Origin of the sequence: Thalassospira sp., assembly GCF_002709775.1 — a bacterium.
Taxonomy (GTDB): Bacteria; Pseudomonadota; Alphaproteobacteria; order Rhodospirillales; family Thalassospiraceae; genus Thalassospira.
The window spans coordinates 23,189-41,334 of record NZ_PAQR01000018.1 but is presented as its reverse complement, the minus strand read 5'-3'; the positions used below and the strand labels follow the sequence as shown (position 1 = coordinate 41,334).

22 protein-coding genes are annotated in these 18,146 nt (G+C 55.8%); 1 reads left to right on the top strand and 21 read right to left on the bottom strand.

The window, feature by feature from the left end; all coding sequences use genetic code 11:
* Positions 1-1,007: 1,007 nt before the first annotated feature.
* Complete coding sequence (locus CMO10_RS08745) at positions 1,008-1,808, bottom strand: DNA adenine methylase (RefSeq protein WP_297020839.1); 801 nt, start codon at positions 1,806-1,808, stop codon at positions 1,008-1,010.
* Between the two features lie 129 nt (positions 1,809-1,937).
* Between CMO10_RS08745 and CMO10_RS08740 the strand changes: the two genes are divergently transcribed.
* On the top strand, positions 1,938-2,459 hold the full coding sequence (locus tag CMO10_RS08740; RefSeq protein ID WP_297020836.1) for a hypothetical protein: 522 nt from the start codon (positions 1,938-1,940) through the stop codon (positions 2,457-2,459).
* Here CMO10_RS08740 and CMO10_RS08735 read toward each other — a convergent pair whose 3' ends face one another.
* From CMO10_RS08735 to CMO10_RS08645, 20 genes are read right to left on the bottom strand one after another with little or no spacing between them, the layout of a single operon-like run.
* Complete coding sequence (locus CMO10_RS08735; protein WP_297020834.1) at positions 2,460-3,146, bottom strand: DUF4376 domain-containing protein; 687 nt, start codon at positions 3,144-3,146, stop codon at positions 2,460-2,462.
* Positions 3,147-3,160: 14 nt separating this feature from the next.
* On the bottom strand, positions 3,161-5,383 hold the full coding sequence (locus tag CMO10_RS08730; protein WP_297020832.1) for a DUF7483 domain-containing protein: 2,223 nt from the start codon (positions 5,381-5,383) through the stop codon (positions 3,161-3,163).
* 3 nt (positions 5,384-5,386) lie between these two features.
* Complete coding sequence (locus CMO10_RS08725) at positions 5,387-5,971, bottom strand: hypothetical protein (protein WP_297020829.1); 585 nt, start codon at positions 5,969-5,971, stop codon at positions 5,387-5,389.
* A 1-nt stretch (position 5,972) separates the two neighbouring features.
* Positions 5,973-6,557, bottom strand: a complete 585-nt coding sequence (locus CMO10_RS08720) for a YmfQ family protein (protein ID WP_297020827.1) — start codon at positions 6,555-6,557, stop codon at positions 5,973-5,975.
* Positions 6,558-6,562: 5 nt separating this feature from the next.
* The gene (locus tag CMO10_RS08715) at positions 6,563-7,633 is read right to left on the bottom strand and encodes a baseplate J/gp47 family protein (RefSeq protein ID WP_297020824.1); all 1,071 of its coding nucleotides are present in this window, start codon (positions 7,631-7,633) and stop codon (positions 6,563-6,565) included.
* A complete protein-coding gene (locus tag CMO10_RS08710; RefSeq protein ID WP_297020820.1) occupies positions 7,633-8,082 on the bottom strand; it encodes a phage GP46 family protein in 450 nt (149 codons plus the stop codon). The genes CMO10_RS08715 and CMO10_RS08710 overlap by 1 nt, the downstream gene beginning before the upstream one ends.
* Positions 8,082-8,699, bottom strand: coding sequence for a phage baseplate assembly protein V (locus CMO10_RS08705; protein WP_297020818.1), 618 nt, complete (start codon positions 8,697-8,699; stop codon positions 8,082-8,084). Before CMO10_RS08705 ends, CMO10_RS08710 begins: the two co-directional genes overlap by 1 nt.
* Entirely contained in the window at positions 8,687-9,748 is a 1,062-nt protein-coding gene (locus CMO10_RS08700; protein WP_297020816.1) for a phage baseplate assembly protein, read from the bottom strand. The genes CMO10_RS08705 and CMO10_RS08700 overlap by 13 nt, the downstream gene beginning before the upstream one ends.
* The gene (locus CMO10_RS08695) at positions 9,741-10,934 is read right to left on the bottom strand and encodes a DNA circularization protein (RefSeq protein WP_297020813.1); all 1,194 of its coding nucleotides are present in this window, start codon (positions 10,932-10,934) and stop codon (positions 9,741-9,743) included. The genes CMO10_RS08700 and CMO10_RS08695 overlap by 8 nt, the downstream gene beginning before the upstream one ends.
* Positions 10,934-12,682 (bottom strand): tape measure protein, encoded by a 1,749-nt coding sequence (locus CMO10_RS08690; protein WP_297020810.1) that lies wholly within the window; start codon positions 12,680-12,682, stop codon positions 10,934-10,936. The genes CMO10_RS08695 and CMO10_RS08690 overlap by 1 nt, the downstream gene beginning before the upstream one ends.
* Before the next feature lie 9 nt (positions 12,683-12,691).
* Positions 12,692-12,811 carry a GpE family phage tail protein gene (locus CMO10_RS19790; RefSeq protein WP_363928337.1) on the bottom strand — a complete coding sequence of 40 codons (120 nt, stop codon included), beginning with the start codon at positions 12,809-12,811 and terminating at the stop codon, positions 12,692-12,694.
* Entirely contained in the window at positions 12,811-13,098 is a 288-nt protein-coding gene (locus CMO10_RS08685) for a phage tail assembly protein (protein ID WP_297020806.1), read from the bottom strand. The genes CMO10_RS19790 and CMO10_RS08685 overlap by 1 nt, the downstream gene beginning before the upstream one ends.
* The gene (locus tag CMO10_RS08680; RefSeq protein ID WP_287465581.1) at positions 13,098-13,469 is read right to left on the bottom strand and encodes a phage tail tube protein; all 372 of its coding nucleotides are present in this window, start codon (positions 13,467-13,469) and stop codon (positions 13,098-13,100) included. Before CMO10_RS08680 ends, CMO10_RS08685 begins: the two co-directional genes overlap by 1 nt.
* Before the next feature lie 25 nt (positions 13,470-13,494).
* A complete protein-coding gene (locus CMO10_RS08675; RefSeq protein WP_297020798.1) occupies positions 13,495-14,970 on the bottom strand; it encodes a phage tail sheath subtilisin-like domain-containing protein in 1,476 nt (491 codons plus the stop codon).
* A 1-nt stretch (position 14,971) separates the two neighbouring features.
* A complete protein-coding gene (locus CMO10_RS08670) occupies positions 14,972-15,331 on the bottom strand; it encodes a DUF2635 domain-containing protein (protein WP_297020796.1) in 360 nt (119 codons plus the stop codon).
* Positions 15,328-15,897 carry a phage tail terminator protein gene (locus CMO10_RS08665; protein ID WP_297020794.1) on the bottom strand — a complete coding sequence of 190 codons (570 nt, stop codon included), beginning with the start codon at positions 15,895-15,897 and terminating at the stop codon, positions 15,328-15,330. Before CMO10_RS08665 ends, CMO10_RS08670 begins: the two co-directional genes overlap by 4 nt.
* On the bottom strand, positions 15,897-16,304 hold the full coding sequence (locus tag CMO10_RS08660; protein WP_297020791.1) for a gp436 family protein: 408 nt from the start codon (positions 16,302-16,304) through the stop codon (positions 15,897-15,899). The genes CMO10_RS08665 and CMO10_RS08660 overlap by 1 nt, the downstream gene beginning before the upstream one ends.
* Positions 16,305-16,332: 28 nt before the next feature.
* Positions 16,333-16,749 carry a hypothetical protein gene (locus CMO10_RS08655; protein ID WP_297020789.1) on the bottom strand — a complete coding sequence of 139 codons (417 nt, stop codon included), beginning with the start codon at positions 16,747-16,749 and terminating at the stop codon, positions 16,333-16,335.
* 36 nt (positions 16,750-16,785) lie between these two features.
* Positions 16,786-17,688 carry a Mu-like prophage major head subunit gpT family protein gene (locus CMO10_RS08650; protein ID WP_297020785.1) on the bottom strand — a complete coding sequence of 301 codons (903 nt, stop codon included), beginning with the start codon at positions 17,686-17,688 and terminating at the stop codon, positions 16,786-16,788.
* Between the two features lie 25 nt (positions 17,689-17,713).
* On the bottom strand, positions 17,714-18,145 hold the full coding sequence (locus CMO10_RS08645) for a hypothetical protein (protein ID WP_297020783.1): 432 nt from the start codon (positions 18,143-18,145) through the stop codon (positions 17,714-17,716).
* Position 18,146 lies beyond the last annotated feature (1 nt).

Sequence of the window (18,146 nt, the reverse complement as noted above, 5' to 3'; positions counted from 1 at the left end):
AATCGGGCCGTTGGTTGGTCGCGGAAATCCTGTCCAAAAAAGAATTTCATAGGTTTTGGGCCGAGGTGGAATTTGGCGGACTCAATGAAATCAATGGGTTGAGTTTTGGATGCCTTGATTGGAACACAATTCGCCCCGAAATGGCCCAATGTGACCTGTTTTCCCGCCTTGATCTGCAGGCATATTCTCAACTGTCAGTCGAGGACGCGGTCAGCAGTCTCTGTCCCCCCTCACGAAGCTGGCCCGATTGGTTTCAGGTTGTTCCCCCACCTGAAATACCCCGGCTGACCTGGTCTCCCCAAGACCATGATGACCCCGAATAGATTGGGGCGGGTTTTATCCCGCCCCACTTTTTTGTCCGGGTGTCGGGCTGCGAAATAAAGGGGATATCCGCGCTGCCGCAATTGCCCCAATTTACCCCCAAAATGGTCACCAACCCCCGTATTTTGAGCCGCAATTCAAGGGCATATTCCTAACTGTCGGATACGAAAACATCGATGTCGTGCTCTCCCTCACGGCACCGAGGCCCGGAACGGACACCTTTCCTCCCCCCAGGTGTCATGCACCCCACGGGCAAGGCAGCTGTAGCGCGACATTTGGTTTTGGAGTGCTCGCCATTTAAAGTTGGAGCATAGCACTTTTCGTCATACCGGATCATCCTTGGCTGGGAGGTCCGGTATTGCTTTACCGATTCCGGCGCAATTTCTTGGGTAGCCAAGCCGGACCGTGAAATCCCTCTCTCCGCATGAATTGCAGCGTAGGCGACGGGTGAGCGCCCAAAGGCCAGTTTCGGGCGACGCAAGCGTCAGCAGCTGTTGCGGGGTCTTTGAGATCGATCTATGGCAGGTGCGGCAATAGAAGTGAACGGCTTCGAGGTCGTGTCTGACCGTGTCGCTTAGCGGTATTCCGTCCTTGGCAATGTCCATATGGCCTCTCAACTATGGTCATCACCTGTCCCGATCGGGAATTTAAGAGGCTTGGGCGACCGTTTCAAGCCGCCCGCACCATCAGATGTTTGAAATGATCAACTCGCCATAGGCACGGCGGCTTTCAGACTGCTTCGCGATCGAATAGTTGACCTCTGCCGTGTCCATTGAGAACCCGTCGAAGATCTGGCGCACTTCTGGCGTATCGTTCAGAGACAGGATAAACCGCCCTGAGAGGCCTCTGAGATGCTCTGAGAGCTTCTCAAAATCGGCGCGCTCAAAAATGTTCTTTCCATAGTCATTCTCGCCGCCATAGTACGGCGGGTCGAGGTAGAACAGTGTCTGCGGCCGGTCATAGCGTTTGATGAAATCAGCATATGGCAGGCATTCAATCACCACACCTGAAAGCCTCGTGTGCAGATCGTCTAGCATCGGCCCCAGCTTGGTGATATCGAAGCGGCCACCACGCTCCACCGACACCCCGAAATTTCGGCCGGAAACCTTGCCGCCAAAAGCTGTTCTCTGAAGATAGAGGAACCGCGCAGCGCGCTCGAGATCCGTCAGCGTCGTTGGATCTGTTTTGACCAGGCGCTCAAACTCTGCCCTGGTCGTGATCTGAAACTTCATCATATCCATGAACGGCACATAGTGGCGCTGCAGGATGCGATAGAAGGTCGCCAGCTCCTTGTTGATATCGTTGATGACCTCGGCCTTGGGCTGACGGATTCGGCGCAGAAACACGCCTCCCATACCCACAAAAGGCTCTGCATAGGTGGTGTGCTCAATCTGATCGATCATGGCGACCAATCGCTTGGCCAGATTGCGTTTGCCACCAAGATACGGGGCGACAGGGCGGACAGGCGTAACTGTTTGAGTCGACATAGCTAAACAAGTCTTTCTAATCTGTACCCGCCGTTGCAACGGTGGCGGGGCGATTTATCGTGGGAGCTAAGCCCTCCCGGTTCAGGGTGTTGGCGCACCCTGACCCCCGCCTAGTTTCATGACGGGGAAATGATGACCAAGAACGAGAAGCAAAAATCTGACGTCCGCAGGGGATGGTTCCGAAATGCGATGGATTTCCGAAGAGACCATGCAAACGCCCGGAAAATCGGAAACCACACCGAAGAACTGAAAGCGATCTATAAGTCGATCGATGAGTACGATCAGGAAGTCAGATTGAAGTGGAAGACCTTCCAAAGCTTCATCCTGAGAGGGCTTTGCGGCGGCTTGCTCGCTTCCCTCACATTTGTCGGCTCTCAGCTCTTTACCGGCCCCCTGAAGACCAATGTCGCCATTCTTACTGCGATATTCATTTTGGGCTTAGCCATTCAAGGTTTCCGAATGATTATCGAGGGTTTCGGGGCGCTTGAACGCTTCCATAGCCTTGCTATGCCGGTCCACCAGGACAAGCCCGGCTTTCGGCCTGGCAGAGGCTGGTCGTTCTTTCCTGTTCTATTGGACGCCATCTCGCTCATCGTTCTAGTGGTGGCTATTATATTCGCCCTGGTCTTACTCTTCAGTGTCACACAATAGCTATGACGCTTCCGGGTCTGGCACAGCCGGGAAGCCCGTAGAGCAGTCAAACGCCATACAGGCCTCAATATCCGGAAGCGCCTCGATCGACGCCCAGACCGCATCGAGGTTTTCGATACAATCGTCACGCAGGATGGCAACCGTGTCGGCAATATAGGTCATTTCTGCCGGGGTGATTTTTGGCGTCGAGTTATCGGCCATCCGGAACGGGATCAGCGTGGCATCCGACGCTGCGACCCGCCGATCGGCAAGACGACCTTTCTCAGCGATATTCGCACGGCTCATTTCATCGGTTTGCACGACGTAACTTTCACCCTCCGCGCGATCCCAGATCCAGCCGCTAAACATGGCTTTCTTGCAGCAGTGAGTCGCACGTTTCCGCAGCTTGTCCTTCGCCGCCTCAAGGCTGATCGGCTGTGTGATGTACTGCAAGGTCGCCGTCATGGTTTCCGGCTCGTTCGGAGCGCCGTCAATCACCACTTGCGGGTTGCCAATCACCGTCTGCCATTCCTGATCAGGCTTGCTCCCCTGATCAATCACCAGCACGAAGTTCGCCCGCAAATCCTCGACGGTGGCCAAGGCCGCGTTGTTGTAGGTTTTACCTGTTTTCGCCTTAAGGCCCATCGGGCTGTTGGCCACGCGGGCCAAAACCCACTGATCGTCACAAATCGCATAAAGCGCTGTCATAGTCTGTCTCCTGTTTATCGCGCACGCGCGAATTTGCCGGGAAATTCTGCCCAAAGGGCAGAGTAGTAAAGCGATCCGCTGGCGTTGTTCCCAATTGAATTGGATCTGGTTTTCGCACCGCTTGAAACGAAATCTACAGGTTCCCCGGTGTCGGAACTGGCGTTATCCAGCCTCAGATACATCACTTGCGTAGCAGGGTTTTCCGGGTTTCGCTCAGTGTCCTGAATTGCGGTGTGTTGACCAATTCCGTCCCGCTTGCAAAGCCACACACGGGGCTGGAAATCGACTGGTACCATCGCGCCATCGGAATCGCCTGTACCGGCATGGACTTCAAATGCCGAGAACTGGGGCACTGCCCTCCAAACATAAAGGATGTATCGCCCAGATGGCATCGAAGCCCCAAGCGTCACCGTGTTTGCCGCGGATGAAAACCACCCCACATCCGTGCCAACGTCATTTTCGTTGAGCTTCAGGTAGTCGCCCGATGGCAATTTCGAGTGAAAAACGCGCCGGTCGCCGCCGTCCAACGGAATGACCCAAGCATATTCAATCGCGCCACCGGCCAAATGCGGAACAGTTGAGGCAGCGCCATTGACGTGATCAAGTGTCAGGATATCGAAGCCGGACTTGGGGCTTGCTCGGAAAACATAGTCTATACGAGAACCTTGGTATGGCGCGTCAGCCCCAATTGTGTAACCGGTATCGGTAAAGGCAGTGAGCCCATCCAGTTCGGTTGTGATTTCCGGGTCCGCTGGGTTTGGTGACCAAGGCAGCCCAGCGCCCCTCAATGTGTCATGAATGCGCCAAGGCTGATTAGTATCAGTCCTTTTGGAGATAACGAGAGTTTTATGGCTTCGCGTATCCCAAGGCAGGTCGGTGACATCTGCCCCCCCGGTGGATTGGCGGATTGTAAAGTAGTCATCCGGGTTAAGGATATCCGGGCACGGCATATAGGCCGATGTCAACGGGTAGTAGTCGGCTATCGGTGATATATCGGTTAATTGCTGTATACTGCCGCCTGTGTTTCGCGCATCTGGATAAGCAAAAAGAAGCCTGCCGGTCCCGGGAATGGATACGGGTGACCCGAATGGTGCGCCGTTCAGGTTGAAAAACACTTGCCTTGTCTGTGGGTCGACAAACGTATCCACCACGTCTTCCGCGACAATCGATCCGAGGCCGGATTGAACGATTGCGTTGTCAACGTAAATGGTGCCATTGGCTTCGAGATACACCACGTTGCCTGAGAAGTCGGTGGCACCTTGTTCAATGACAGCAGAAACACCCGCCACGCCTGTAACATACTCTATCGTTGTCCGGCTCACCCATTTCTTTTCGTTCGGGATCACAGATGTCTGAGGGACAATACCAATGAATTGCGTAGAGCTTTCAATGCGCCGGTTGCCGCTCGCAAACGACAACACGCCCGTATTATTCCCTGCAATTGGCGGGAACGTTGGGTTAAAGGTGGACTTCGTATTTGTTGGCGTATCCGTGACCTGATTATTGGCCGTCAAACCGCTTGATGTGAAGTGGTTGCCATTACCCGAGATATCTTTGCCAAGATCAAGCGGATCGGCAAAGTCCAGGTGAAAGCCTTTGGGACCGTACACAGCCGTACCACCACCCGTTCCGGCAAACCGCTTTGCCCTTACGTGCCCATATGATGTCACGTAGTCAAACTCTTCTGGTGCGACCAGCGAACCTTCAATCGCGATGATTTCCGAAACATATCCTGAAAGGCGGTTGTCTCCGGGAGACAACAAGCCAGAAATGGCATGTTGGGTCGCGGAGAAAAATCCAGAATTCCAATCCAAGGGGATAGCATCCGGGAAAGTCACCGGGATTTTCTTCAGGTCGACAAAGAAAGCTGCTCGCTGATCCGCGTCCGCATTCGTTGACTGCAAATGCAGCACGATACTTGTGTGCCCTGCGTAATCGCGAGATAGCGCATCTGATCGGCACCGGATGGCACCATCTCCATGCAATTCCAAGCGCGAATTACTGATTAAAATTCCAGTTCGGTTCGCCCCAGCGTTTGCAGAAAGAACAGCTCTCTGGGTAGCAGGCAGACCTGCGAGCTTGAGCCGAACAAGGATAGTCATTTCCTGACGATTACCAGCCTCCGCGAATGTCTTGGTAAGCTCGCCGCTACCATCAAACAGACAGCCAAATTCAATCGGATCACCCGGATCACCACAGCCAATTGCAGGCGGCGGATTGTCAAACAGAATGGACATTAATCAAGCCTCCGCCCGCTGTGTGATATGCACGTCGATAAGTGCGCCGGTAAATTCCATGTGGATCAGGTTTACGACATTCGGATCGGTGTCGATTTGGCCGTGATTGACCCGGAAACCCGCCCCCCACGAAATCGCGTGATTGCCGACAGCATCAATGGTCAGTTCAAGCCGAGCCGATCCACCGGCAGGCATCGGGTCCGGCGCAAGGATCGTTAGCGCCTCGGTCGCGGTGAGGGTGAAACGGTTGCCCGATGCCACCGGCAAGGTGACATCCCCGGCATTGACCGTGGCCGCAACCGGCGTGGTCCAGAAACCGGCCGTGAGGGTTGAACTGACATTCCCGCGCAAGTAATTGCCGTTGGCCAGCTTCGCCGTGATAGCGGCTGCTAATTGCGTGCGATTGTTCGCGTCAAGGACAATGCCTTGTTCTTCGATGAAATTGGCGATCTCTTCCTGGACGTGATCAAACCAACTTTCGTCCAGTTCGGTCGCTGGCGTCGGGATCGTCGGGTTGCCATTGGTAAAGCCGTGTTTGCCCGGGCCGAATTTATCGGTTGCCTTTGTTTGAGTATCGATGCGTTTCATATCAGGCTCCGTAGGTAAAAATGACTTTGGTGTGCGCCGGCTTCAGGCGATTGAAGTTGCATTCAAGCGGTGCGTTGCCCCATGTCCGCAATGGCTCAGAGCAGCCGGAATTGGCCTTCATGGTGCGAATGGTTTCGGCGGGCGCGTTGACCTGCCAGACAAATCGCCAATCGCCCTGCGTCAGCGGGTCTTTGCATTTCGAAATGCACCTGAAGGGGCGGAACTCGGTAATCGTGACTTCGTAACCAAGGTTGCGGGCGAGCTCGATAAAGAACGGGATTGATTGCCCCCCGCGTGCGGCAAGTTTGGCGACAACCTGGTCGCGACGTTCAGCCAAACTTTCAGGTTGGCCACTGCACGGGTCTGGCAACCCGCAAACACGTTCCCAATCGGGCAGGAGTTCAACCGACGTTCTGGGATCAACCTCATCGATCAGATCAACTGCGCGGTTGTGGACCCGCATGAGAGGCGTAGCAAAGGCGCGTAGCAGCCGTGTCAGGGCCGCCTCATTTTCGCGTGCCCAGGCTTTGCCCTTTGGCATCAGGGATCGAAGGTTGTTGAGATATTGATCGATCGTTGCCCGCATAACCTTCAGCTCCAGGTAATGTTGCCAAAGGTGAAGATTTCATGCGTGTCCGCGACCAGGTTCTCATTGGGCGCAACCAGGACATGATCGGTCTCGCCGGCCGCGATCGAGATCGCCTCGCGAACATGGCTGATCAACAGCGTGCTACCCGGTTCTGCTTCACGGCGGATCAGATCGCGAAGCTCGGCCTCGATGGCAGAACGGACCGCTGCATTGCCTGGTGTCAGACCGGAGATCTGGAACGCCACAGCAACAGCCACCGGCGCTACGACCGTAACTTCGGCCGTTACAGGATGAACCTCATCAATATAGCTTGCGACAGTCGCCACATCGGCAGGCAGCGGAATACCATCACCGTGGGTGTCATCCATCATGAAGCGTAGGACAACCGTACCCAAGCCAAGCTCGAGCGGGTTTGACCAGGCCCGCGTGACATCGATGCCATGTGCCTCTTTGTCCTTTGCCCAAGTCTCATAGTCGTCCTTGTTGCCGCCGTGCGGCGGGCGCTGGATACGGTTGAGCAACCGTGCAAGAAGCGACTCATCCTGTTCTGCGTCACTGCCCTTGGACAGGCCACCGGCCGCGACCGTTACATTGGTCTGAACGCCTACGATCGGCTCAACAAGTGCCAGTGTTGCGCCAGCATCCAGATTGCCGGTGGCACCGCCCGCAATCGCCTCGATCGCGACAGTTCCGGTTTCTGCAGCAAGGTCCAAGGCGGCGAGCGTGACGTACTCGACCCCGTCAGAGCGCTGAAGGACCGTATCAACCGGGATGGTAGATCCGATTAGTCCGGTGAAGGTTACATTGCCAGTCGCAGCCTGTGCCGGCTTTGGTTTTACACCCCAGATCGAAGCCCAGCGGCGCAAAAATGCCTTCTCGGCCGTATCGGGAAAGACCTGCTTGGCAACATAGGAAATAAAGCCGTAAAGCCCATGCAACGCACCGGCGAATGCGCGTGACAGAACACCCAGAACGGTACGACGCAGCCAGGCATTCGCATCGGTCAGATTGCTTTTGATATCACTTGAAATCTGGTTCACCAGATCCGCCAATGTCGGACGCGAGAATGGCATTACAGGTTCTCCCACAGCTGATTAAAACGCCAATTCACCTGGTCGCCATCGGGTTTGGTGATTTTGATCTCTTCGGCCAGAACACCGCGTTCTATCCATTCGGTCGTAACAGACACGGACGCTGCGATCCCGTCATCGATCAGCCACTGCAGGGCTTCCTGATCGGCTTCGCGGATCTTCTCAGCGGTTTCTGGTGATTGCTTCTCACGGACATAAAGCCAGCGGCGTGATCCGATCTTGTCGCCTTCGACTTCGGGCAACAAATCTCCCCACCAGCCACGTCGATCCGTTTCACCGGCTGGCAATTCATCGTCCGGGTTGGCCAGTGCGTCGGTAAAGATGCTGATGACAACCGCAGTGCGGAGCGAAGGGTCCGTTTCAAGGTCGCCGGCAACAGTTTTGATGTCGCCGATCAGAAGCTTGTCATCAAATGCGATCAGGACGTCCATCAACCGGCCCTCACTTTGTCAGAGCCAGAAACAATCGGCCACTGGCCTGCAGAGCTGCCCGAAGCAACATCAACCAGATCGCCTACACGTGCGATCGGTTGTCCACCTTCAGCGCCGAGATGAATTTCATCACTGTTGATAACGGCCCTGGCCGCGTTCACCGTGACTTCGGTCGCGTTGGTTGTAACCGTGTCCGAATTCACCGTCGCAGCAGGCGCATTGACCGTCACACCGGATGGTTGGTCTGTCTCAATCAGAATGCCGTCGCGCTTCAAATACACTTTCTGGCCAAGATCGTCGTACAGGGCCACTTCACCAGGTGCGAGGTTCTTCAGACGAAAACGGCGATCATCAACGGCGATCACGATGGTATGAGAACGATTGCCGCCGACGGCCGTTGCCACAGCCTCAGCATTGCCCTTTGGTACGGATGTCAGTCCATATTCCTGGAAACGCTCGACCCCCTCAAGAAGCTCACCGTCATAGCCGACGATCTGAAGCTTCTGGATGCCCCCGGCGTCATTCACGACCTTGATCACCGCACGGGACACCATCAGCATCACGCGACGACGCAACGGCTGGATCAAACGATTGAAGATCAGGCTTATTCGATCCATTTGAGCGCCCCCTGATCTTTGAGTTTCTTCTCTTTGGGTGGTTCGATATCGAACGCGGCCGGTGGCAACAGCGTGAGCTCTGTCACGGTACCGGACTGATCCTTGGTATTGATGACCTGGGAGATCAGAAGATCCTGATCGACCTTGAGTGTTGCTGATTTGATTTGCACCAGGCGGTTGGGCTGCCATAGCGTGCCGTTTTCAGTTTCCCGCCATCCCTGCACGCGCACAGTGATCTGCTGGCTGCGGGCTGCACGGACATTGGCCTCAAACTGCGCACGCTTGCGCGCGGAGTTCCGATCGGCGGAATCCTCCGCCAGGATGACCATCGGACGATAGCGCGAAACGCCTGCATCGGTTTGTTCGGCAACCACTTGGGCAATCTGATCGACAGACAAGTCGTCCGATCCCGGCTGTTGTGCCTTGACGATATAGCGCGAGAAACGTTCGTTATCCGAATAGCCAGCAGATCCGGACAGAAGGTTGACCCCTTCCTCCAGCCTGACAGAGACCCGCGAAACACCGGGTTTGGTAATAACCAGACTTCCCTTGCCATCACTGATCGCCAGAACCGAGCGCATGCGGCAAGCCCGATCAATGGCCTCGAAAGCGGTCTCGCCTTCCTCGATCCGGAACTTGGTGAACCTTGCACCCGTGGCAGTCTCGACCCGCAATGGAATGCCGAACGGCCGCGCGATATCGGTCGCAACCTTCTCAAGGCTGGCATTCAACCATTCACCCGGCCGGTTGATTGCCGAGCAGTCGACAAGGTCACCTGTCACATCACGACCGGCTGCGCGGATCTCCCGCGACTTTGCATCAAAGCCCGGATTATCGTCATAGACAAAACCCGTGATGACAGTTTCGCTATCGATGGCCACCTTGCAGGCAGATCCTCGGGAGATAACGGGAATGCTTCCCTCGGCCGGATAACGATCGCTGAGCTGCAGGTCAAAGGTGCCTGCCATATGCTCGATCGAGCGCGTGATACGCACGCGCTTCCAACCACCGTAATTGGTACCGCTGAGGCTAAGCGTGACATCAGACATTGCTCAGCACCTCGATCATTTCCCCGCCAGGCACAAAACCCGGATGCGCCACACCGTTGCGCGTGGCGATCTCGTCGGCACGGCCGGCGTCTTGGTAAAGGCGATAAGCCGTGACCAGTGCCGGCTCGGTCACCGGAGCCACCGTATTGATTAGCTGAGCTGTGCGGGGCGATTGGGCGTTGATGTAATCGGTGGTCGCCGTGCGAAGTACGCGGAGCGTCTCGAACAGTTGATCATCCTCAGCCTCGCTGGCGCGATCCATCGCGGTATCCAGATATCCGCCAATCTCGTCGCGCGTTGCGAAAGCATCGTTCGTTGTCACGAACTGGGTGTCGATCACGTTCCTGGCCATCTCGATAACAGCCGAGTTGGTCACAAGCGAAACGACAGCATTCTGATTGAGCGCCTGGACTTTTCGGGTTGCCGTGGTCAGCGGTACCGATGCCAGTTGCGTACCAAACTGAGCAATAGGACGGAGCGCCTGCATGGTGTCCGGACCAGCACCGGCAGCTTCGCCAGCCTGAACAACCAGATCTCCCAATTGATTGGCCAGACCCGACGGGTTCTGAACAAAGGTCAGCGCTTCGTTTCCGATCTTGCTCAGCGCACGGGCAAAGGTGCCGTCGCCCTGGTCACTGACCGCGCCATCGATCTCGTTGGTTGCCTCCGAAATCACATCAACCGACTCATAGGCCAGAAACGCTGGTTTGCCTGCGACCGAGAAGTCATTGGCAAAACTCTCGCGGTTTGATGCGTGGGCGGCTTCGACGGCCTGCGTCAGCGCAAAGGATTGATCCTTGCTCGATGTCGGAAACTGGTTTGTGCCACCTTCAACGAAAGTGAGCTGAAGGCGTGCCATGCGTCCTTCATCAGCCCGCTCTGACAGTTTACAGCCAGTACAAATGGCGATGATCGAACCCAGATATGGGTGCACCAGCGTGCCCGCACCTTCGCTGTCACACGCGCTGATCAGCTGATCGCGGACCGTCATGTAGTCATCGCCAATCACATAGGCGGCAAAGCTGAAATTCTTGGTTTTGCGGCGCATGTCTTCGGGATACGGCACATCGCGGCCGGGATACTCATGCACCTGGACTTCACGACCAGCCACATCGGAATCGTGACCTTCGATGTGGAACCGCGCACCCTTGTAGCTGGCTGGACGCAACTTGTCTTTCCAGGACATCACGACCCTCCCATCGCGTAGCCGGCATAAACCGACGGCACGAAATCAGGATTGTCTGATTTGACTTCCTTGACCCGCATGTTTGACGGCGCGTTATCAAAGGAAACCTTGACCTCACCGGCAAAGCGACCCTGTCCTTGGCCGTTCTGCGGACCGATTGCAGGCGCAACTGCCGATGCGACATTGCCGACCGCGCCCCCAGGCATTTGCCCAAGACCACCTGCGTCCAATCCCAGACGTTCTTTAACCCAATCGGGCATCCAGTCCATCAATGACGTAATGGCCGTGCTCAACCAGTCGACCAGCTCCGCCCACTTGGCTTGCATCCCGTCCCAAAGGCCGCCAATCCACTCGCTGCCAACCTTGGCCAGATCGATGCCAAACAGGTACGCGATCAGTGCATTGACGCCTTTGGCAATCCAGATCGTCGGGTTGAAGACTTCAAGAACCTTCAACACACCTTGGATGAAGCCCTGATCAAAGGCTGATTTGATTTCTGCCCATAGGCCGGAGAAGAAATTGCTGATCGGACCCCAGTTTTGGTAGATCAGATAAGCTGCGGCAGCCAAAGCCGCGACGGCCGTAACAATCAATCCGATCGGGTTGGCCGCAAGAACCAGATTGAATGCCGCCATAACGCCATATCCGGCACGCAACGCCGTAACCAAGTTGCCTACGACAGCGATCAGTCCTGTGATCGGTGCAAATGCAAGCGCAAAGCCACTGCTAAGGACACCAATAGCACTGGATGCGAGCCCAAGCCCGATGATCACAGGTCCAATTGCTGCGGCGAGTAACGCCAGTGTAGCAATCCACGTTGCCAATTCAGGATGGTCTTTGGCAAACGCCTTAAAGGAAGTGCGAAGGCCCTGCACTTGGGCAATAAGGAAATCGATTCCCGCTTTGACACCGAACATCTCGTCGATCGTCACTCCGATATCCGCAAACAGCAAGAACACGTTGTCCTTCAGCGTCGACAGTTTACCAAACAGCGTTTTGGACTGCTCTTCCATCTGTTTGAAGAAGATACCGCCCTCGGCCGTCATGGTCTGCATGGCACGTTTGAGGATATCGAAGCTGATCCGCCCCTGAGACGCCAACTCGAAAATCTGATCCTTGGACTTGCCAAGTCCCTTGGCCAGGACATCAATGATCGGAATACCGCGATCCGAAAGCTGCAACAGTTCTTCGGTCATGGCCTTGCCCTTGGCTTTGACCTTCCCGAAGATTGCCGCCATTTCATTAAGCGGCACGTTGGCGCCGGCACCGATATCGCCCAGCATCCGCAAATTTTCGATGATCTTTGCCGGCAAAACGCCAAAGGAAAGCAACTGCTTTGTAGCCTGACCAATACCTTCCAGCTGAAACGGCGTGCTGGCCGCGAATGTTGTCAGCTTTTCCATCATCTGGCGTGCTGCTTCACCGCCACCAAGCATCGACTTGAAGGATGTGGTCAGTTGCTCGATCTTGCCATAAGCGTTAAAGGCAAACCCTCCTGCCAACGCCAACGGCGCTGTAACCTTCGTCAGAGCGCCGGTACCGAAATCCTGAAACCGCTTACCCAAATCGCGCGCAGCAGTGCCCATCGATGACAAACGCTCACGCGCTGCCAGCAATTTGGCTTGCAGATGATCAAGACGGGCGCGACGGGCCATATCGCCCATCGCATTTCCCATCTGGCGTGCCGGTTTGGTCACCCGGTCTATCGCCTGGACGATCATCTTCAATGTGAGTTCGCGGTTTGCCATCTCGGGTCGCTATCCATGCAATTTCTTGTGAATATTGCGGGCACCGGTGTGCCATTTGAGAAGTTGGCTTACCTTCATGCGCTCCAGCTCGGATGGCTGGAAATGAAAGGTGTAAGCCACTTCCTCCATCAACTCGCGCCAGTTGGGAGGAACTCTCCCAAAAAATCCATCACCGCTGGCGCAATGTTCTTCAGGTCCGAGATCTTGATCTGCTTTGCGGCTGACGGCGGGATACCGGCCATCGACGCGATGATCTTGTGAAGGTCACCAAGATTGATCTTGATCGTACCTTCCATGCTGACCGTGAGATCGACGCCATCAAGGCCGCCGAGATCCGGCTCGTTGAGCGTGAGCTCGCTGACTTTCTCGCCATGTGCTTCGATCGGCGTCTTAAGTTTTGCAGTGATGGGCTTCATTACTTCATCTCCTCGGCGCTAATACCTTCGAAACGGACCGGAATTTCGGCCTCTTCTGAGCTGCCGGTTCCTTCACCGGCCCACCAGGCGTTGCGAAGGACGATGGTTTTACTGTTGGCCAGCTCGAGGGTGACTGTCACACCGTCCAGTTCCAGAACGGACTTTAGGTCCATGTCCGGACGGTCCGTCACAGCACCTTCGATGAACGGAACCTGCGGCATGGCTTTGTAACCGTGCACACCGTCCGCCCCGACAATGCCGTCGCGCTTGTCTGCGCCCAGGTTGTAACTGAAACTGCCCTTGGCATCGTATTGAGTGCCATCGACCTTGAAGTAGATCCGCCCGGCGCGGCGATTTGGGTTATTAGACATATCCTTGTCTCCTCACGGAAAGCGGTTAGAGAATGAAGCCGATCTTGGCCCCGCCAACACGGAACTGGTTCATAAGGTCCGGTGGCAGATACCAGTCGAGCCGGTTCGGATCGCTTTCATTGCGCTCGCAAATCAGATCGTTTTTGAACTGATCGATGTTCTCGACCAGACCCTGTTCTTCCCATACGCGGAAACGTGCAATCGCCTCGGCCTTGCCGAGCTTCGGCGTCATGATTGCCTGACCGGCACCGTAGTTCGTGCTGTCATTGCCAAGTTTATGACGGGGATATTTGCGCAGGATGTAATTGCGGAAATCGTAGCGCAGATAGCCAAGGGTCAGCGGCGTATTGACATCGAGGTAGCTGATATCTTCCGCACCCTGCGGGTTGGTCTTGTAGGTCGTAATGAGACGCTGAATACGAACCAACCCACCGTCATCAACCATGAAGGTCGAAATGCCATCGAACAGCAGCAGGTTGTTCTCCTGCAGCGTGAACCGATCCTGCGTCTTCGGTGGCAGGATGCCATCCAGCGTCAGCGTCTGGAACGGACGGGCCGGGTCGATGTTGGCGTAGTACGAAACCTTGCCTGCAACAGCGGCCGCAATTTCCCAAGTAGGCGACGGGCTGCCGGCACCGTTCATGATTGAGACATGCGGGCTGTTGCGGCTGTCGCCCAGTGTGCCCAATTCCGAATGCGTTCCCGTGGCTGCGCTGAAAGCCATCGCCTCAATCATGCGCAGCGGTCCCCAACGATCGACCAGTTCGGTCTCGAGCGCCGTGAGGTTAGCAGCATCGGTGTAAGGGTTGGTGATGACGTTGTAATGCTCATCACCGATCGCCGCCCACACGGTGTCTATATCCGGGTTTGCCTGCCCACCAGACATGGCTGTGATCGTAAGCGTCAAGCCTTCAGGCAGGGTCTCACCATCGTAGTAGTTGACGCGGATATCCAGATCGTTCCCCGCAACGCCCTTGTTGCGTGCCGTCAGGTTGACCTTCTCGGCCGTAACGCCGTCAATAGCTGCAGAGACCGACAGATCTGTGTTGGCAGCAATCGCATCGACGATGTTGCTGGCGATATCGCTCAGCGCATCATCGCCAGACACACCAACCTTTACACGACGACCACCGATGTAGAGATAAATGACGCCGGCCGAAACCGTGCCACCTACGGTCAAAGCCCCGGTCGCGGCCTGAGCGGCACCATCATCATCAAGTGCAATTGCCCAGGTCTCGGTAACGCTATTGTTCTGCAACTGGCGTTCAAGCATCTGGGCAAGCATCGAACCAGCACCGAAATAGTTCTTTGCCTGGGCAGCACTGGTGACCCGGATTGGTGTGAGAGCGGCGACGGGCTGACCACTCGCAATGCGCTGGCCAATAACCAGATTGCGATAAGGCATCAATGCCGGACCGGATACCGCGTTCGTGTTGTCAAACTCGGCATACACGAACGGAACTCGCAAATTCGTCGGGATACTATCGAAGCTGATCGACATTTCAGGCCTCCATTTCCTTCAGGGCCGCGTCAACTTCCTTGCGCGTCACACGGCGATTTAGAATGTCTGAGAGATAGGTGAGAGACGGTTTCCCATCCTCGGTCGCTTGCGCCTGGTCGCTATAATCAAGCGTTTTGAGAAGCGAGCCGAGAGTGACCTCCTCTTCGGCCACTGGCGTGTCGGGTTCATGGGTCTCTTCAGGCAAATCTTTTACCTGTTTGAGATCACCTGCAGCGATCCGACGACGGTAATAGGAAGTGAGCGAAACGCTCTCGCCTTTGGGGCGGATATGGCGGGCACCATTTTCGGTACGCACCTTCAAGCCGTCCTTTCCAGGCACAACATTGACTTTGTTGGTCATTGGTCTTGCTCCAGTGTGATCGTGTCTTTGGCATCCGTCGTGCCGTCAGGTGCCGCGAGATCCCACTCGGAGACACCAGTTTTGAAATCATCAAGATCAGCACGTTCCGGTTCGGTACCGTGCAAAGTCCACTCGACGGTAAAGTCGACCTGACGCCAGATCGCCCCTTTGTTCACTTCGATCAGTCGATCGCGGCTGAACTGCATTCTTTCGGTCTGATCAATGTCTGGAGACCAGCCCGACAGTGCAGCCATGATCTCCATGCTAAGAGGCTTGAGCTTTCCACCCGCCTGGTTTGCCAACCGATCATTCGCTCGAGCTGCGATGACGATCCCGACCGTCGAGGTGATGGGTTGAGAAAACTCGCCCGTGGTGAAGTCCGGTCTGTCACCCGTTGCCCCAAGATCAAGCACCCAAGCCGCAGGTGTATGGCTCGGGAGGATTTTTCGATCGATCACATCGGAGAGGGACGTAACGCCCTCGACCGTTTTCAATCCAGGCACCATTGCCTTGAGGCGATCTTCGATAGCGGCGGTCAGATCCGGAATCTCAAAAACGAGTGCCATCAGAAACCCTTCCGTCTTGGCTCAGACAAGACAGGCCCGCTGTCGCCCCATTGAGGCATGCTCACGCTGGGAACCCTCTCAGCACTGAGAACAAGATCTCCGGCAGCAATTTGCTTCAAGGTCGCCATCGCATCCTTAAAGCGCAGACGCATTTCTTCAGGAGCCCCCCATGGATGGAGGTTGTATAGTGCGATGTCAGCAGCGAGGCCTGTTAGCAACGCAGGCACCGGCGTGATCGGCAGACTGTAACGACCAGTCAGGTAGCCGTTAATCGTGCTCTCTGCTTCGGAAATCGCGCCAGTGATGACACCAGCATCGGCCTGTCCGTCTCCATCTCTATCGGAGAGGCGCAGCAACTCTGCTGCGCCAATCCGCTGAGTGAGATCTTGCTCGGTGAGATAGGCCATAGCCGTTCGCTACCCTTGCATCTGACGTTCAGGTTTCCTGGTTGACCGCTTCAACGATCAATTTCGGATCATTGACAATCGCGTCGGCTTTCCGTTGATCGAGTTCCGACAGATCCACAACCTGTTCGGATCGCGTAAACTTGATCCCGGAGCGACGATGTTCGGTTTTTCCGCGAACCGTGCAGACTGTCACCTTCGACGGCAACTCAGACGACGTCTCATCAGATGCACCGCGCTCTGATTTAACGCCCTTATCTGATGCGACCTTGCCTTGAGGGCTTTGCTGTTCCGGGCTTGCCTGCGGTTCCGGTTCCCCGGCCGATGCTGACGCTTCAGTCGACGCCGGTTTGGTATCGGAACTGACTGCTGTGGTGCCTTCAGTTCCTTCTTTCTGTGGAACCGTCTTCTTTGCGGCGGTGGACTTGCGGTTGCTGCGCGTTGCCATTGTACTTTCCTCACTGACCGGGTTATGGACTGGCGATTAAGAGGTCGCCAGCCACGGGTTAAGGATCAGCTCGGAAGTTCCTGCCCACTCGTTGGTCTCGCCACCAGCCGCCAACGAATTGCTGATGACCTTGCGTGCAGCCCCTTCAAGTGTATTCGGCACCATCGTATGAGTGTGACGCAAGCCAAGCGGGCGACCATGGTCTCCTTTAAGCGCGGTCAACGCCTGGCGAGCGGCTGCATAGCTTGCCGCGTTAAAGGTCTGCTTGCTGCGAACGACCAGCTGCCACAGGCCTGGACCGGCATTGACGCGCGCATCAACACCGAACATGAACCGGTCTGTCATGAACACCTGCTCACTGCTCAAGTCATTCATCGCGCGGAAACTGTAATCGCGACGCTTCTGGAAAATGGCCGGCTTGATAGCGCGTGAGAGGTCCATCACGTACCAGGCAGGGCCAGAACCACCCATGTCGTTTGATACGCTCTGTTCCTGACCATCTGCATCAAGAACAACATGGTCGGTGTCGAACAGCGGTTGACCGTCATAGCAATCCGGATTTGCCTCGAACATTTCAACGCAAAGCTCATTCGGGTGCTCACCCGAGCTGCGGCCAAATTCCTGAACAACAGGACCGTATAGGCCAAAGCTGTCGTCTTCGATCCGATCGCGTTCGACGCCTTCAGTGAGTTCGAACTTGCGGTTCTTGATCGAGAAATCAGCTGCTTCGAGAGAACTGATTACACGGTCGCCGATCCATTCGCGAAGGCGCGGAAGGGTCTTGAGGAACGGATACACTTCGACAGCGGTTGTGCTTGGCACTTCCATTGCGAACTTCTTCCAAAGTTCGGCGTCACCGCCCAGCGAGGCCATACCCTGCTGGAACTGTGCTTTGTATCCTTTGAAGACGGCTTCAAGGTTCTGTGGCGTCAAATCCATGACGAAAATTCCTTATCCGATAGGGTTAAACAAGAACACCGCTGGTCGGATCGATCCGAACCCAGACACCAAGATCGTCGACCTCATCGACAATCCCGGCCTTACTGCGCGATGCCGTGCCATCAGTCTTGGCGACAGTCTGATCGTCGACCAGGTAGCAAGCCTTGCCGATGTCAGCCGACGTGATTGCGTCAGCATCAGCCGAGTTCGCCAGGCGGAAACAGCCCCGATCGAACTCAGCAACAACATCACCATCTGCACCGTTTGTGTTGTCTGCTTCTGCAGTAAACACCCCCAATGCGATCAGTGTGGTGGCTGTGCTGGCAGGTTCCACGTAGCCGGAGGCATTCTGGACTGCGATGGTCCCGGCAAAACAATGGGCTGCGGCGGCGACCTTCCCGGCGCGACGAAGGCCTGCACGGGTCGGGGTATTGCGGTTCTTAGTAGCTGCGGTCATC